The organism is Bacillus sp. ME78 (assembly GCF_903970865.1).
GTDB lineage: Bacteria > Bacillota > Bacilli > Bacillales > Bacillaceae_G > Bacillus_A > Bacillus_A cereus.
Map to the genome: position 1 here is coordinate 1 of NZ_CAJCKK010000017.1, position 17,210 is coordinate 17,210.

Genomic DNA, 17,210 nt, shown 5'->3' on the forward strand with positions numbered 1-17,210 from the left:
TAAGGAAAATGAAAAAGAAATTGAACCATTTAGAAGGAAAATTTATTCGGATTTTAGATTAACTAAAAAGGAAGCACAGAAGTATCTTGATTTTCAAATTAAGACACCACCTGTTGTAGTAAATGAGTTTAAACTAGCTGGTGAAGAAGTTCAAACTTCGTTGTTTCCTGGTAGGAAGAATCCCGTTATTGTTTCTGAATATCACAGAGGAGATTCGTTGTCTTGGTATGTTGTGAATCAATCTGTAGTTAGAGATAAAGAAGAAAATCCATTTTACGGGATAATGGAAGAGAGTGAAAAGGTAACAAATTATAAATTAGAAGGTGCAAACATTACTTTTGCAGAATCATCTGAAAGTAATACGAAGTATATGGAAGGAATTGTTCCTGCAAAAGGAAAGAATAGCGCTTATCAAGTCATATTACTTGCAAATGATGTTAGTAAAGAAGAATTAGAGAAAGTTATGCTGTCCTACATAAAATAAAAAAAATAGAGTCTGAGGATACTGTTCCTGAGGCTCTATTTTTTATTTTAGAAAGAATCATTCTACGCGAATGTACAGAAAATCTCTCTGTTTATTAATAAAATTACTATTAAAAATCTTAATAAAGAGGCTCGTAGATATATAACTAAAACAATTCTTTTATAAAAAAGTATTCACTTTCTTACCCTAAAACAATGATAGGAATATAAGTACCCACTTTCTTGTCTAAAAAGTATCCATTTTCATGTCCTTGTACAACTATAAAAAGACATGAAAGTTTAAACTAAAATCACATAAATAATCGTTGATAAATAGCCATTATCATAAATTTTGTAGGTACTTTCTTGTCTCAATAACAGGACATGAGAGTCTAAACTTTTTAAAATTGGGACAAGAAACTCTAAACTATTTAACCAATAATAATGAAATATATTAATTTTATAAAATTGAGGATAATAGCCCTCCTATAATTATGAGAGCTATTATTTTTATGTTTAAAAGTATTTCTCTTTTGAACTTTTAATATCATTCAAATTAGTATGCTATAGTTTACTTCCTACCGATAAATTAATTTCCTCATATGAAATCTTTTTATTATTGTTAGCACCTGACTTATGAACAACAGCTGTTGGACTCTGGTTAAAATTCATACTCAAACTTTGGTTAGAATAATGGCCAGCGGGATCAATGTAATATTTATAATCTATTATTTTTTCTATATCTATATCAGCATAGGCAATTCCCTCTGTTTCTGCTGGAATCATATCGCTAATGGGCTCCCCATTAGGTGCATAAATACAGGTGTGTCCACTTTTAAATGTATTAAAGTATTCTTCCTGCTCTGCTGTTAGACAGATTTTTTGTTTTATATAATCTGAATATATAGAAGATGTCATAATAACGAAAGTTTGTGTTGATATTGCATAATATCTACTAGAAATCTCATCATCAAAGTATCCTGGCCAAGATGCTACATGTACTTGTTCATTTTGAGAATTCATAGCAAGTAAATTTAGAGGAACTTGGTGTTCCCAACACATTAATCCACCTAAATTTCCTAGTTCAGTTTCAAATACAGGCATGAAACCTCCATTTCCATCTCCCCATATAAGTCTTTCTGCAACAGACGCTTTCATTTTTCGATGTTTTCCAATTAAATCACCTTTAGAATTAAACCATAATTGAGTTAGGTATAAAGACCCACCATCTTTTTCACTACAAGAAATACATACATAAGTATTGTTTTTCCTTGCAGCTTCACTTATTTTTTGAATAGTTAAGCTCGGGATTTCAACAGCATTTTTATAAAGTTCATGATAGAAGGATCTTGTATATTCTGGGTGACCAATAAGAGCAAACCAAGGATACCCAGGAAGAAAAGCTTCTGGGAAAGCGACTAATTTCGCTCCATTTGATGCAGCTTCAGCAATTAATTCACAAGATTTCTCTACCGTTGAATCTAAGTCTAAGTATACTGGTGCAGCTTGAATAGCTGCTGCACGATATTTAGGATAACTGTTCATAATAAACTCCCACCTATCTTTATTATTATTCAATTACAAGGCAATGGTAGCACCTGGAGATTTACATGTAACCATCCACTTTCTGTTATTTTTCACCACCCACTTTGAATTTAATAACTCAATTCAGGTTATTGACCTTATTAATCAAAAATTAGAATCACCAATTTTATGAAAAACCCGATTATATTTTTGAATATAGAACAAAAATGAATCTTAACCGTAAAATATATTCCTATGTTTAATAAGTGGTTGAGTAAAATACTGATTAAGTGGATGTTTTATTTTTTTTTAGTTCTATTAGTATTAAATATATTACCAATTACATTTTTTGGTTAATGCTCTTAAAATAATTATTAACTAGATATAAAAGGCTAAATTGATACTAGATGACTGGTTAAAAAGGAAGGGATAAAATGAAAAATCAAAAATCTAATGTACGAGTTGCCGTTGTCCAAGCTGCTTCTGTCATTATGGATCGAGAAGCAAGTACAGAAAAAGCAATTTCACTCACTCTTGAAGCGGGAAATCAAGGTGCCAACATAGTTGTGTTTCCTGAGGCTTTTCTTCCAGCTTATCCAAGGGGACTAACATTTGGGGCTACAGTAGGCAGTCGATCCCAAGAAGGCAGAAAAGACTGGCTACGTTACTGGGAAAACTCAGTTCCAGTTCCTAGTGAAACAACTAAAAAATTAGGAGAAGCAGCACGTAAAGCTGGCGTTTATCTTATTATTGGTGTAATTGAAAGAGATAATGAATTTAGTGGAGGAACTTTATATTGTTCTGTATTGTTCTTTGGGCCAGATGGAACATTGCTTGGAAAACATCGTAAATTAAAACCGACGGGTTCTGAACGTCTCATTTGGGGAGAAGGGGATGGTAGTACACTTCCTGTTTTTGATACACCTTATGGAAAAATAGGGGCTTTAATTTGTTGGGAAAATTACATGCCATTAGCGAGAGCAGCAATGTATGCAAAAGGCGTTCAAATCTATATTGCTCCAACAGCAGACTCTAGGGAATTGTGGCAATCTACCATTCGTCATATTGCAGCGGAAGGGAGATGCTTCGTTTTATCTTGTAATCAATATGTTAATAAAGATATGTATCCTGTCGATTTAGCCTGTTATGAAGACTTGCTATCCTCTCCTGATGAGATGTGTCCTGGGGGGAGTGCAATTGTTGGTCCTTTAGGGGAATATATTAAAGAACCTGTTTTTGGAAAAGAGGATATTCTCATAGCAGATCTTGATTTACGAGATATAGCATACAGTCAATTTGATTTTGATGTAGTAGGTCATTATTCAAGACCAGATGTATTTCAACTCTTAGTAAACGAGGAGAAAAAAAAGAACGTAAAATGGGAAAGGTATGAATGAATAATAAAATTGTTTACTTTTGATCTGAAAAATAAGAGCCATAGTACATTTCAAATGTATTATGGCTTCTAATTTTGAATACTCACTTGCTCTCCCTATTGTAAATAATTTCGAGTCTGATATACCCCTTATTCTAGGAGTATTGTTTACTTTATCGTATATGTGAAACAATGTACTTACATTAACAGAGCAGGTTAATTAAATAAGTAGAACAAAACCATCCTATGTAGGATGATTTTGTTCTTTATCATAAATTTTTGAGGTGGAAGTGTCTATTAATAGGTGTTCTACTATATTTTTAGTGATTGGTATAAAGTAATTAAGTATTATTCCTCCTAAACAAACAGTTAATAAAGTTCCAATGCCAATTGGACCATTAAAAATAAATGCCACAATCAAGAATATGAGATAAATAAATGTTCTGGATAAAAATATATTTGTTCTAGTTAATTCTTGTATGATTAATGTCAATCTGTCTACTGGAACCGCTGCAAAATTTGTGTGTAAATAAATTGCGGTGCCAAATCCTATAACAACTAGGCCGATTATAAAACAAACAATTTTACTATACCATAGTTCAGGTGATATCAAATTTTTCAATAATAACAGCCACATATCGATACCGATACCTGTTATAAAAGCTGTTAATAACCCTAAAACTTCAGGTCTTTGTCTTTTTAAAAATGAATTACAACCGATCAATATGAAAGCTAGAATGATTTCCCAACTGCCTACTGTTAGCCCCACGTTTTTGGATAGTCCCACCAAAAGTGCATCAAAAGGTGAAGTTCCAAGGTCTGATTGTATAGTGAGAAAAACACCAAAGGTTAATATTAAAATTCCTAATACATAAAGAACATATTTTATTTTACTCACCTCTTTATATTTTTATTGCAAATACAACAATAATGAGTTATATTTAATATACATTCTTTTTGTTGTATTTACAATAAAAACAGTTGAGGAGTTAATTATGAAAGAAATTCTTCGTGAAATTGGTAAGATTGCAAGAGCATTAGATTCTATTAGTAATATAGAATTTAAAGAATATGACCTCACAAAAGGGCAATATTTGTACCTTGTACGAATATGTGAAAACCCGGGAATCATTCAAGAAAAGTTAGCTGAGATGATAAAAGTAGATCGAACAACAGCTGCACGCGCTATAAAAAAACTAAAAATAAATGGATTCATCGATAAGAAAGATGATGAACATAACAAAAAAATAAAAAAACTTTTCCCAACAGAGAAGGGCAAGAATGTTTATCCTTTTATAAAAAGAGAAAATGATTATTCTAATATGGTTGCATTAGATGGATTTACAGAAGTAGAAATGGAGACCCTATTTAACCTTCTTCAAAGGGTGAGTGAAAATGTAGAAGTTGATTGGGAATTTGTTAAAAAAGGAAACAAAAGAAATTATTGATTATATGAAATTCATTGCATTTGCAACAAAAAACAAGAGGTGAAATTTTATGGGTTGGAATTTAAAGAAATTTGACGAGTTAACAAATATTGAACTATACAATCTTTTAAAAGAAAGAACTTTAGTTTTTGTGGTTGAACAAAATTGCCCTTACCCAGAAGTTGATGGTAAAGATCCTTTTTCATATCATCTTTTTAAAGAAAACAATGGGGAAATCATTGCATATTTAAGGATTGTACCTGCAGGTGTTTCTTATCAAGAAATTTCCATTGGAAGAGTCTTTGTAAAGAAAGAATATAGGGGACAAGGAATTGCAGAGGAACTTTTAAAAAAGGGGCTAGATTTTATCCAAAATGAATTAAAAGAAAAAACTGTTAAAATTCAAGCCCAAGATTATTTGAGAAAATTCTATAGTTCCTTTGGTTTTCAAACCATATCTGAAACATATTTAGAAGATAACATCCCTCACATCGATATGGTTTTACAAAGATAACAAAACTGATCATTATTAGGTGGTCGTTGGAGTTATCTTAAGGTGTAGAAGAGTTTGTTAAGAATTACACTTAAACAAACGGGGGCGCAAGTTTAACACGAAAAATTTAAAATCGGTTCCTAAATATTGTAAAGGAATCGATTTTTATGCTCCATTTAGCTTAACGTTGTATATCCGCATTTTCCTGACGTTCCTCCTACTGGTGGGAATGCCATTATCTAATTTAATATATTTAATTGGTTTAACCAAAGAACTGTTAATCATAGCAAAATCAATTAAATCTTGTTTCTTACTAAGCATTGAAAGGGTTACTTGGGAACCTAAAGAGAAATTTTTTGTCACAATAAACTTACCTTCTCTTTTTTCTTCTATTTTATTGTCACTAAACAAAAGGGCCCATAATTAATTGGAAACATATAATAGAATTTATCTAATGTGAAACTCAAAAAGACACCTTGAAATAAGGTGTCTTTTTGAGTTTCACATAAATATTAATTCCATATTATCGTATCTTTTTTCTTTTCCATCATATCTACTATACAAGCCGCCAATTCCCGAATCCCATATTCTATTTTATCTTTATTTACCTTGGAGATACTGATCCGAATGGCCTTTTGCTTGCTTCCTTCTAAATACATTCGAGATGCATTATCTACATAAATGCGTTTTTCTTTTAACAAATCAATCAACTTGTCTATGTTTATATGTGAAGGCAAGAAAATAGTAAGATACAAACCACCTTGTGGTTTCGTAAATTCTATATAATCTGGTAAATAAGAAGAACAAGCATTTAATAAGATATTCATTTTATTAATATACAATTTTTTAACATTATCTACATGATAATGAAACATGCCACTTTTTAGATAAATTTCTAAAGCACCTTGTGAGAGTGTCGATGTATTAAAATCAGAAACAAATTTATAATTTATAAATGAATCAACCATCGCTTCAGGTAGTATAACTGTTGCGATACGTAATCCCGGTACAAAAACTTTTGAAAAACTTTTAACATAAATGACCCTTCCATTAGGTTCATATGCAAATAATGGATCTGCTTTTGAATTCTCATCAAATTCAGCCAAATAATCATCTTCTACAATGTAAACATCATATTTTTCTGCAAGAGCGACCATTCTTTTCTTATCTTCATTTGTATAATGATGGCCAAGTGGATTATGAAATCTTGGCATAGTATAAAAGAATTTAATATCTTCATCGCGGAACAAGGCTTCTAGTTTACCAAAATCAATTCCATCCATTGTTAAATCAATTCCTATTATCTCATTTTGATTTAACTGTAAGGTATTTATCATACCATAGTAGGTGGGTTGCTCAATTAATACTTTTTTCTTCCCGTTTAAGAAAGGCATGATTGATAAGATATTTAACGCTTGTTGTGACCCCGAAGTAATAACAAGTCGCTCAGGCTTTGTAAACACTTGTGAATGATGTAAGTAATTTATTAACTCTTTTCTCAACGAGAGTAACCCTTGCGGCTCACTATAAGCGAATATTTGTATTTTATAATACTCGATTGCTTTGTTGATACAATGCTGAAAGTCTTCATACGGCATGGTTCGTTCATCAGGACCTACAGACAAAAAATCTACATCATGCGTTTCATCAGGTACTATGTGTGTATGAACGACGTAATAACCACTTTTAGGTTTAGAATAAACAATATGTTGTTTTTCTAATTCTAATAATGCTTTTACAACCGTATTTTTACTACATTGAAATTGATCAGCCAATGTTCGGATAGAAGGTAATTTATCTCCAGCTTTAAAATGCTTATCTTCTATTTGTTGTTTCAACCATACTAAAATACCTCTATATTTTGAAATCATATAAATTCTCCCTGTAATCTGTACCATGACAGACATGAAATTCTACTATATAGAAAAAAATTATTAACAATTATAATCATATTTAATTAGCTTAAACAGTTTAATGATTATTATGATGTACATTCATGTATTTGTGAAGGGGGAAATGAACATTAAAATTCTATGTTGTTGCTTTTAAATCATCAAAACATTCAAACCTACCAAGAATTATAGTAAAAAAGAAAAGTAATGTTGAAAATATTGAGAAAGAAACAAAATGGATAAGAGGCGGACTACGGTGTAAAAGTGATTGTTGTCACAAGCTAACTTATAACATATAAATCATTTAATCGTTCAACGGTTTTAGTTCAACATATGAAATAAATTTGATAACCAATCCAAGTAGAATTTAAGGTGTATGAATTACAAATGTGAGAACTTTTTTCTGATTGAACAGTTGTTACCAATTGTTTTAGTCACTCAGTAGTTAACATGCAATGTCAACAGTATTAAATGGAGGAGTTATGAAGAAACAGCAAGGAAAGAAACAAGAGAAGAAAATAAAAAATAATAAACAGAATAGACGTATATCTATCCGATTAAATATAATGTTTCTTTTCGTATTTTTACTATTTTCAGCTATTATTATTCAACTGGGAAAGGTGCAAATTATTGATGGTGAGACCTATAAGAATCAAGTGGAGAAAAATGAGAATGCAACAACGAGTATTCCAGTCCCACGTGGACATATTCTAGATAGAGAAGGAAACGCTGTTGTAAATAATCGTATGATGCGTACGATTACATATACAAGGTTAAAGAATGTAACTAATGATAAGATGTTAAAAGTGGCAAATGATCTTGCAAAGGTACTTGAAATACCTGATAAAGATCTAAGTAAGTTAACTGAGACGGATAAAAAGGACTTTTGGATGCAATTAAATAAGAAACACGCGGAATCACTAGTCACAAAAAAAGACATAGAAAAATATAAAGAAAAAGGAATTGAAGGGAAAGAGTTAGATAAAAAAATAGAAGACTTAAGGCGAAGTCGTATAACAGAGGAAGAATTGGCAGAGCTAACAGCACAAGATTTAAAGGTATTAGCTATTAAAAGTAGAATGAGCTCAGGTTATCAATTTACACCTCAAATTTTGAAAAAAGATGCGACAGATGAAGAATATGCAAGGATAAGTGAACATCTCGCTGAATATCCAGGGGTAGATGCAACAGTTGATTGGGAACGTAATTATGTGAATGGGGAATTGTTCCGCTCTGTATTAGGAAATATTACAAGTAGCGAAGAAGGTTTACCAAAAGAAAATTTAGACTCATATTTAGTACGCGGATATAACCGAAATGAGCGTGTAGGGAAAAGTTATATTGAACAAAAATATGAAGATGTACTACATGGTACAAAAGAAGAAGTTAAATATATTACGAATAAATCAGGTAACATCATAAACACGGAGAAGGTTTCTAAAGGGAAAAGTGGCAATAGTTTAACACTAACAATAGATATGGAATTACAAAAGAAAGTAGAAGAAATTATAGAAAAACATTTGAGAGCATTTAAAACTTCAGAACCATTAATGGATCGAGCTTTTGTTGTCATGATGAATCCGAATAATGGACAACTTTTATCTATGGCGGGTAAAAAGATTGTACAAAAAGATGGGAATATAGAACTTCAGGATTTAGCATTAGGTAACATGACGACTTCATATGAATTAGGATCCTCTGTAAAAGGAGCTACGGTATTAACCGGATACCAGACAGGTGCTATCCAACCAGGAACGCAATTTTATGATGCTCCTATGAAATTTAAAGGTACACGAGTTAAGAAATCTTGGAATGTATCTGGATTTGGTAGTATTAATGAATTGAGAGCTTTACAAGTATCTTCAAATGTCTATATGTTCCATACAGCTTTGAAAATAGCAGGAGTTAATTATGTACCAAATGGCTCGTTATCTATTAAACAAGAAGCATTTAATACAATGCGTTATTACTTTAAACAATTTGGTTTAGGAGTTCAGACAGGGATTGATTTACCGAATGAAATTACAGGACAAACTAGGAAAGTAGATAGTCAACCTGGATTTCTACTCGATTTCGCCATTGGACAGTATGATACCTATACACCATTACAATTGGCACAATATGTTTCAACTATTGCAAATGGTGGATATCGAATGCAACCTCAAATTGTAAAAGAAATACAAGAACAACCAATAAAACAAGAAGAGGTTGCTAAAGTTATACGTTCTATAGAACCAGTGGTATTAAATCGAGTAGATATGAAGACAGAATATATTGATCGAGTAAAAGAAGGCTTTAGATGGGGATTTCAAGAAGGGGATGGAACGGGTGTAAAGTACTTCAAAAATGATCCATACAAGCCAGCTGGGAAGACAGGGACAGCCCAAACGGTTTATGGTGGAGATGACCCAATTGGGAGAAATGAAAAGGGAGAACGGATAGAATGTTACAACTTAACATTAGTTGGATATGCTCCAAATGATAATCCGGAAATAGCATTTTCAGTAGTAGTCCCATGGCTAAAACATGATAATAAAGGGATCAATTCTATGATTGGAAAGGAAGTTCTAGACGCATACTTTGACTTGAAAAAACAACGTATAAATGGTGGAACTACTAACATAGAATCTACAAAGCCCAAACAATAAAACTTACTTCCTTATGAGAAGAAGTTAGCCTTTACCAGGGTTAGAGATACTCTGTTTATATAAAATACTTTCATACTAATTAAAGAATATTAAAAATAAAAAAGGAGAAATAGCAACTATCAGAGTTGCTATTTCTCCTTTTTATTTTTGTAATGTCTTATAAAGTCAAATTAATTCAATGAAATATCATAATGTTTATTATCAAAAATTACTTATCTATTATTTTTCGTTTTAATTATTTTATACTGTACAGTTATATATCCTACGTGAATTCTGTACCATGACAGATGCGAAAATCTGTCCTATAGAAAAAGTTCGATATCAGTTAGAATCGTAATTAATTAGCTTACTCAGTTTAACTACAAATTGCATCTATGTATCTATAAAAGGAGGATCGAATGAAGAACAATATAAGAAAAGGAATGTTACTTGGTTGTATTGGTGTTATTTGTTTTAGTCTGACACTCCCAGCAACAAGAACGGCCGTACCTTACTTTGGTGAGGCAATTGTTGGGTTAGGTAGAGTTGTCATTGCAGCAATAATAGTAGGTATTATTTTTATTAAAAACCAAGAGAAAATACCAAATAAAGACCAAATGAAAAGCCTATGGATTGTTGCTATTGGTGCTGTACTTGCTTTTCCATTATTATCAACCTACGCAATGAAATCATTACCTGTATCACACGGGGCCATTGAAGTTGCATTATTACCACTTGCAACAGCTGGCTTTGCCACATGGAGGGGGGGAGAGCAACTTTCCAAGCGTTATTGGATTGCAAGTATCATTAGTACAATAACTGTTCTTCTTTATGCTGTATACCTTGGATTAGGCCAATTACAGATGGGTGATATAGCATTAATTGCAGCTGTATTAATTCTCGGTTTAAGCTATGCAGAAGGCGGAAAACTTTCGAAGGATCTTGGAAGTTGGAAAGTAATCGCATGGGCGAATTTAATCGGTGCTCCTTTCTTTATAATTCCTGTTGGACTAAGCATATCCAGTGATATGCTTCAAGCTCCTATAGAGGCCTGGATTAGTTTATTCTACTTAGCTATCATAAGTCAATTTTTAGCTTATATCGCTTGGTATGGTGGCATGTCTTTAGGTGGCATTGCAAAAGTTGGTCAGTTGCAATATTTACAACCATTTTTAATGATTATTTTTTCTGTTTTATTCTTAGGCGAATCAATTACATGGCTAACAATTGTCTTAGCTTTTATTGTTGTCATCTGTGTAATTGTGGGTAAAAGTGAGCCTTCAGCTAAGAAGGAATCTTACTATGAAAAGCATGTACTTCATAAATAAGGTGTCAAGTGTATACCAAGCTAATTAATTATTTCAGTTAAAAACATCATAAAAAATTCGATGTCTTAGAAATGAAATTCAAATAAATTTAATATGAGATATTCACTCCCCTTTAATAGGGTGAATCTTGAGCTGTATTTAGTTATCCATGAAAAGAAAATTGAAAGTTACGGGACTAACTAGTAACGGAAGATAAACAACATACAGATTAATTTATTGTACTACTAAATACAAAGCGATTGAGGATAGTACAGCTTTTACAAAATCGAGAATAAACTTCACTTTTAATTTGTTAATCATGGTAAAAATTAAACAACATGAAGTGGACTACTAGGATAGAAAGAAGAAATAAGGTATGAAAATTAGACTTAAGAAAAAAAGGGTTATAAGTGTATTACTAGCTATTATAGTAGTAGCGATAGGTTATTACATGTTTCATTCTATTACAAATCCTAAGCTAGTAAATGCGGTAGAGGGAAACAGTGTTCAACAAGTGAGCAGTCTACCTGAAAATAAATTAGAAAAATCGATACCTAATCGTTTTGATGGTAAAGAAAGAAAAGTTGTATATTTAACTTTTGATGATGGACCAGGAAAATATACAGCTAATTTATTAGATGTATTAAAGAAAAATGATGTGAAAGCAACATTCTTTTTAATTGGCGACAATGTGAAAAGGTTCCCAGATTTGGTGAAACGAGAACATGTAGAGAACCATTATGTGGGCATGCATAGTATGACACATGATTTTAAAAAGTTATACACCAATCAGGAATATGTTAAGGAAATGAAAGAAGATCAATCTTTAATTCGGAATGTTATTGGAAACACACCGAAATTAACACGTCCACCATATGGATCAATGCCTGGCTTAAATGAATCACTTCGAAATGAGGTGGTCAGAAATAATTTAAAAGTATGGGATTGGACAATTGATTCTTTAGATTGGAAATACAATAAATTACCCGTTGATGTAGCAGCTGCAAAAATTGTTCAAAATGTCTTAGCAGGTGCGACGTCTTCAAAAGAAATTGTTTTAATGCACGATATACATCCACAATCTGTCGCGGCAGTTCCAGCAATTATAAAAGGATTAAAAGAAAAAGGGTATGAATTTGAAGCTTATGATGAGAATAATCATTTTCCAATAAACTTCTGGCATGATAATCGTATATAAAAAGATATGTATTAGTTAAGAGAAACTCAGAATGGAATAAGCAATTTATATAGGGTTTATATATTCGTAAGAGCGTGTTTAGATAAATAGATGAATACACGCTCTTTTTGCTTTGTTATTTTTCATTAGAAATTAAAGTTTAGACTTTCTTGTCTAAATAGTTTAGAGTTTCATGTCTTTGTACAAGTACAATAACAGTAAGAGGGGATAGCATCTCCATCCAATCAAGAGTTCGTTAAATTCACATTTAACGAACTCTTGGAAGGTGAAATTCTAACTCTACTAGGGGTAGTATAACATTGCTATTAAGTTAAAATTTATAAATCTAGAAAAGCCTAGAAAGATTTATTTTCCACGCTTCTTATTATTAATAAATATTTACTGTTGTTCTAAATTTCTTATATAAGATTTCACAGCTTGTAAATTAGGAGTTACACTTGGAATAAATACATTAGCACGTGCGATTGGCTCTGCCAGTGGAGGGAGCAAATCCCTCAATGACTAATAGTTGAAGCAAACGGACTTTTAAAATTAGATATTTTCCTACCTAATTTCATTACTACTGTCTATTTTTGAGGTGGGAGTCTTAATGCTTTTGGGTTTTATGAAAATAAAAGAGCCTGTTTAAGTTAGAAAAACAGGCTTTAAAACCTTAAATAAGAAGGAAAGAATATAAAAGTATGAATATATTTTTGAGGTACGGCAACGATTCCTTCTAATTTGGGCCATTCATACCCCAAATTATGATGGATTTGACTCTAAAAAATATGCTAATGAAATAGCAGGAATTGTTTTAGAAAAGTAAAAAATAGGGCGTAGAAGACAGAATCTAGATTTGGTTAACCTCACGTTGTTTTAGGTTTAATTGATTTTAAGAACGGAAGGCAAGCATAAGTTTATGCTTGCCTTTTTTCGTATTAAAATGAACATAAATATTTATATTCATACATTTAAAAAAATAATTAGAAATTCTTTAAATATAGATTGATTAATGAGGTCGAATTTTAAGATAAAATATAAAAATTATATATTAAGATTATAAAACTTATTTTTATTAAAAATTGAAATGTTTATTAATATACCTACCGATATTAAATTGACCATTAAAGAACTTCCACCAAAACTTACAAATGGAAATGGAGTCCCTGTAAGAGGAAATAGTCCCGTAATACCGCCTAAATTTACAACAGATTGCATACCAATCATACATCCTATACCAATTGCTATAAAACTGCCGAATGGATCTACACATAATTGTGCGATTTTTAAGGAGCGAAGTACTATAGTCAAAACTCCAACCATTAGAATAAATACACCAATAAATCCTAGTTCTTCAGAAACTATTGCCATTATAAAATCAGTATGTGGTTCCGGAAGATAACCTGTTTTTTGTATGCTATTTCCAAATCCACGACCAGTGATTCCTCCAGAGCCAATGGAAATAAAAGAATTTACAAGCTGGTATCCATTTCCTTGCGAATCAAGAAAGGGATTGAAAATCGTAGTAATACGTGTCTTTTGAACTTCTGACAAACTATATTGAATCAAGAAATATAAAATAGGTAACCACAAAATAGAACTGATGATAGTTCTTTTGATTAGTAGATTTATATTTATTCCTGAGCAAAGAAATATGCTAAAACCTATACCTAATATTAAAAGTGCAGATCCTAAATTTGGTTGTTTAAAGATAAGAAAAAAAATTGTGGTTAAAAAAAATAAAAGTTTTCCGATACCACGCCAGTTATTTTTAGCTTGTTGTTGTCGTAATGCAAAAAAACGGGCTGTTACAAGTATTGTTCCTAATTTAAGAAATTCAGCTGGCTGTATTCCAAAGATCCATGATTGAGCATTATTTACCACTTTTCCTTTCCATAAAACCATAATTAATAAAAGAATCCCCCCAACCATAATACAGATTGAGACTATTCGTTTTTTCCATATTTCATATGGGAGTAAAGCACAAACTATTAATCCTATTGTTCCTAAAAGTAGCTTTGTTAATTGAGAATCAACAAAATGTCTACTGTTATAACCGTAATGTTGGACAGCGACAATGGAGCTTGCACTATACATCATGATAATACCTAAAGTACATGTTATGAATAGAGGAAGGAGCAATAGATAATCGAGTTTTAATATTTTTTTCATTTTAATATCCTCCTGATTTAAAACAAAACATAATATTACATTTGCTAATGAATAGAATCTTGTTCTCGTCAATTACTAAATATGACTTTTGTTTAGGAAGATTCTATCGCTTACTCCCTGTTTTTTTACGCAAAAATCCCCCTAGTATGTAACTAGAGGGATTCAAAATGGCATGACTAAATAAGGCTTTTTCCCCCTAGTAGAGCTTTGGCACTATACAACGTAAAGTAATGAAAATTCATCACTTAGCTATCTTAAGAAGAGCCTTAATCCGACAATTCCTGTTCTACCCATTGGCGTCTTTCGACATTTTTGGGCAATAGCCTGTGTTTGCATAGGAGCCTCACCTAACAGGTTAAGCAATATAAATTTTATGTGTTTGTTTCGTGTAGCAAGCATAAATATATTTTTTTTGCTTGTCAAGCAACCGTATTGCTAATTTTATTTATTTTATTGCTTAATAGTCCTTTGAGAAATGATAAGAGAAAATGTATGTAATCATTCCGTATAAGTACATATTTTTGACTTGTAGTGTATCGTTTGATTAAGTAGTTTAACCACCTAAATTTGATAAACAGTAAAGAAGATTTTAATTATAAAAGAAGATTTTTTTAGAATGTTCTTTTGATATAAAGAATGACTAATTATTTATCTTTTGTTATACAATTGGAATTTGATTAAAAACAATAAGTTTCATATATTTTATAACTCTTCTTCGAATTAAATCTATTTGAATTCTATGTTTTTTAAGGGGAATTTTAAATTTATTATAAAATATAATTTCATTTTCAATAAAAGATTTTTTTATGAATGGAATTGAAAGTCAGTTGACAAATATTAAATTCTGGTTTAAATTTTGAAGTAATTCAATAAACTTTGTTAGGTGAGGCTCCTGTATAGAGAAACGCTGCTGCCCAAAAATGTCGAGAGACGCCAATGGGTCAACAGGAACGGTCGGATTAAGGCCCTTCTTAATGTAGCTGGTTATAAAAACCTATGCTATACAGTGCTAAAACTCAACGAGGGAGTGGTATACGATTTGATAGAAAGGCACCTCTGTGATTTTGGCAGGGCGGTCTTAATAATCATTTATTTGTATTGTGAAAAAACCTTTACTCCTTTTTGAGTAAAGGTTTTTCTGTTTAATTTTATTTATTTTTATCTTGTCTATATTCAAAAAGGAGGTAATTCTAACTAATGAATTGATTGCAATGTAACTATTATTGCTTTAATAAAAAATTTAAGACAGATAAAATAAAACAAAACCACTCATGAAACTCTAGAGTCTCCCTTAGCAATATGAGGAGGAGTTAACATGAAGAAATTATTAAAGGAATTACTTATAACCAAAAATAACTTGGATGCAGAGAAAGTTTTACGTCATCCATCGTATGATATTGCACAAGAAGTAAAACAGTTTTCAATTGAAGATCAAGTCATATTGCTAAATACAATACCTGTATTAAAAAGCTCTAAAATTCTTCAATATATGAGTGCAGAAGAAAAATATAATATCTTAATTCACTTATCTGAAAATAAAGCCAAAAAGTTGCTAAATTTACAACCGATTGATGAATTAGTAGATTTACTTCTAGCGGTTCATCCGGAAAAACAGGCTAAATTAATGGCGTATCTAGATAAAATTACAAAACATAATGTGAAAAAATTGATGACTTTCAAACCTGAAACGGCAGGAAGTCTTGTAACAAGTGATTTTGTTGCAGTTAGAGGAAATTGGTCAGTAAAAATGACATTGAAGTACATTAGGGAACATTCTAAAAATGTAGAATCAATATCTTATAGTTATGTTCTTAATAATCACGGTTATCTTAAGGGAATCGTTTCCATACATGAGTTATTACTAGCACCAGATGAAGAGATATTATCTACTATCATGATTCAAGAGGTAATTTCAGTACAAGCTGAAATTGATCAGCAAGAAGTTGTAAAAAAGCTACTGAATTATAATTTAGCAGCAATACCTGTGACAACAGCAAATAATAAAATGATTGGTATTATAACATTTGATGACGTAATGAATGTTATGGAAGCAGAAGCTACAGAAGATATTCAAAAGTTAGGCGGAAGTGAACCATTGAATCAATCTTACTTTGAAGCTAGCATTTGGAGCATTTTCTTAAAACGTCTACCATGGCTATTACTTCTTTTTGTTGCTGAGGCATACACAGGTACGGTATTAAAGTACTTTGAAGACGAAATTGAAACTGTAGTTGCCCTTGCTTTCTTTGTTCCATTATTAGTAGGTACTGGAGGGAATACAGGAACACAGGTTGTAGCAACAATTACTCGTGCAATTGGTATCGGAGAGGTGAAATTTAAAGACCTTTTCCGTGTAATGAAAAAAGAATTTGCAATTGGTATGCTTCTTGGGCTTGCACTTGGGATAGCTGGGCTCACTCGTGCTTATATGTTAGGAGTTGGAACAGAAGTTGCACAAGTTGTAGCAATTACTTTATTATTTATTGTTATTTGGGCTTCTATTGTAGCAGCTGTTTTACCTTTGATTCTAAGAAAATTAAAACTAGATCCTGCAGTTGTTTCAGGTCCATTTATTACAACGTTTGTTGACGGAACAGGATTAGTAATCTATTTCATGGTTGCAAAAACGTTATTAAATTTATAAATATACACTGAAAAAATAAAATTTGGAATAAGTATTTTGCCCTAATTGTTAAAATATAGCGGGGAATTCAGGCATGAGGAAATCAAACACTTTTGTCTTTAGATAAATAA

The 17,210-nt window shown here is 31.5% G+C and carries 11 protein-coding genes, 2 pseudogenes and 2 riboswitches; of the genes and pseudogenes, 9 read left to right on the top strand and 4 right to left on the bottom strand.

Annotated features, from left to right (window positions below):
• Positions 1-484: pseudogene (locus H6481_RS18240) on the top strand (transcriptional regulator); the annotation flags it as partial.
• Between the two features lie 542 nt (positions 485-1,026).
• Here H6481_RS18240 and H6481_RS18245 read toward each other — a convergent pair.
• Entirely contained in the window at positions 1,027-2,007 is a 981-nt protein-coding gene (locus H6481_RS18245) for a carbon-nitrogen hydrolase family protein (protein ID WP_182812604.1), read from the bottom strand.
• Positions 2,008-2,420: 413 nt separating this feature from the next.
• Here H6481_RS18245 and H6481_RS18250 point away from each other — a divergent pair, with 413 nt between their 5' ends.
• Complete coding sequence (locus tag H6481_RS18250; protein ID WP_182812607.1) at positions 2,421-3,383, top strand: carbon-nitrogen hydrolase family protein; 963 nt, start codon at positions 2,421-2,423, stop codon at positions 3,381-3,383.
• Between the two features lie 222 nt (positions 3,384-3,605).
• On the opposite strand, the gene H6481_RS18255 is transcribed toward H6481_RS18250, so the two are convergent.
• Positions 3,606-4,250 (bottom strand): YitT family protein, encoded by a 645-nt coding sequence (locus H6481_RS18255; RefSeq protein ID WP_098641189.1) that lies wholly within the window; start codon positions 4,248-4,250, stop codon positions 3,606-3,608.
• Positions 4,251-4,356: 106 nt separating this feature from the next.
• Here H6481_RS18255 and H6481_RS18260 point away from each other — a divergent pair, with 106 nt between their 5' ends.
• Positions 4,357-4,809 (top strand): MarR family transcriptional regulator, encoded by a 453-nt coding sequence (locus H6481_RS18260; RefSeq protein ID WP_053512694.1) that lies wholly within the window; start codon positions 4,357-4,359, stop codon positions 4,807-4,809.
• Between the two features lie 49 nt (positions 4,810-4,858).
• Positions 4,859-5,302, top strand: coding sequence for a GNAT family N-acetyltransferase (locus H6481_RS18265; RefSeq protein WP_053512695.1), 444 nt, complete (start codon positions 4,859-4,861; stop codon positions 5,300-5,302).
• A gap of 491 nt (positions 5,303-5,793) precedes the next feature.
• Here H6481_RS18265 and H6481_RS18270 read toward each other — a convergent pair whose 3' ends face one another.
• Positions 5,794-7,152, bottom strand: a complete 1,359-nt coding sequence (locus tag H6481_RS18270; protein ID WP_182812610.1) for a PLP-dependent aminotransferase family protein — start codon at positions 7,150-7,152, stop codon at positions 5,794-5,796.
• 587 nt (positions 7,153-7,739) lie between these two features.
• Between H6481_RS18270 and H6481_RS18275 the strand changes: the two genes are divergently transcribed.
• The 4 genes and pseudogenes from H6481_RS18275 to H6481_RS29145 all read left to right on the top strand — a co-directional run.
• Complete coding sequence (locus H6481_RS18275) at positions 7,740-9,821, top strand: penicillin-binding protein 2 (RefSeq protein WP_259347376.1); 2,082 nt, start codon at positions 7,740-7,742, stop codon at positions 9,819-9,821.
• Between the two features lie 398 nt (positions 9,822-10,219).
• Positions 10,220-11,128 carry a DMT family transporter gene (locus H6481_RS18280; RefSeq protein ID WP_182812616.1) on the top strand — a complete coding sequence of 303 codons (909 nt, stop codon included), beginning with the start codon at positions 10,220-10,222 and terminating at the stop codon, positions 11,126-11,128.
• A 355-nt stretch (positions 11,129-11,483) separates the two neighbouring features.
• Positions 11,484-12,305 (top strand): peptidoglycan-N-acetylglucosamine deacetylase, encoded by an 822-nt coding sequence (locus H6481_RS18285; protein WP_182812619.1) that lies wholly within the window; start codon positions 11,484-11,486, stop codon positions 12,303-12,305.
• Between the two features lie 739 nt (positions 12,306-13,044).
• A pseudogene (locus H6481_RS29145) lies at positions 13,045-13,110 on the top strand (D-alanyl-D-alanine carboxypeptidase); the annotation flags it as partial.
• A 218-nt stretch (positions 13,111-13,328) separates the two neighbouring features.
• Here the strand turns inward: H6481_RS29145 and H6481_RS18290 are convergent.
• Positions 13,329-14,456, bottom strand: coding sequence for an FtsW/RodA/SpoVE family cell cycle protein (locus tag H6481_RS18290; RefSeq protein ID WP_182812622.1), 1,128 nt, complete (start codon positions 14,454-14,456; stop codon positions 13,329-13,331).
• A 185-nt stretch (positions 14,457-14,641) separates the two neighbouring features.
• Positions 14,642-14,818: riboswitch (M-box (ykoK) riboswitch) on the bottom strand.
• Positions 14,819-15,324: 506 nt separating this feature from the next.
• Positions 15,325-15,490: riboswitch (M-box (ykoK) riboswitch) on the top strand.
• A gap of 281 nt (positions 15,491-15,771) precedes the next feature.
• Here H6481_RS18290 and mgtE point away from each other — a divergent pair.
• Entirely contained in the window at positions 15,772-17,100 is a 1,329-nt protein-coding gene (mgtE, locus tag H6481_RS18295) for a magnesium transporter (RefSeq protein ID WP_182812625.1), read from the top strand.
• Positions 17,101-17,210 lie beyond the last annotated feature (110 nt).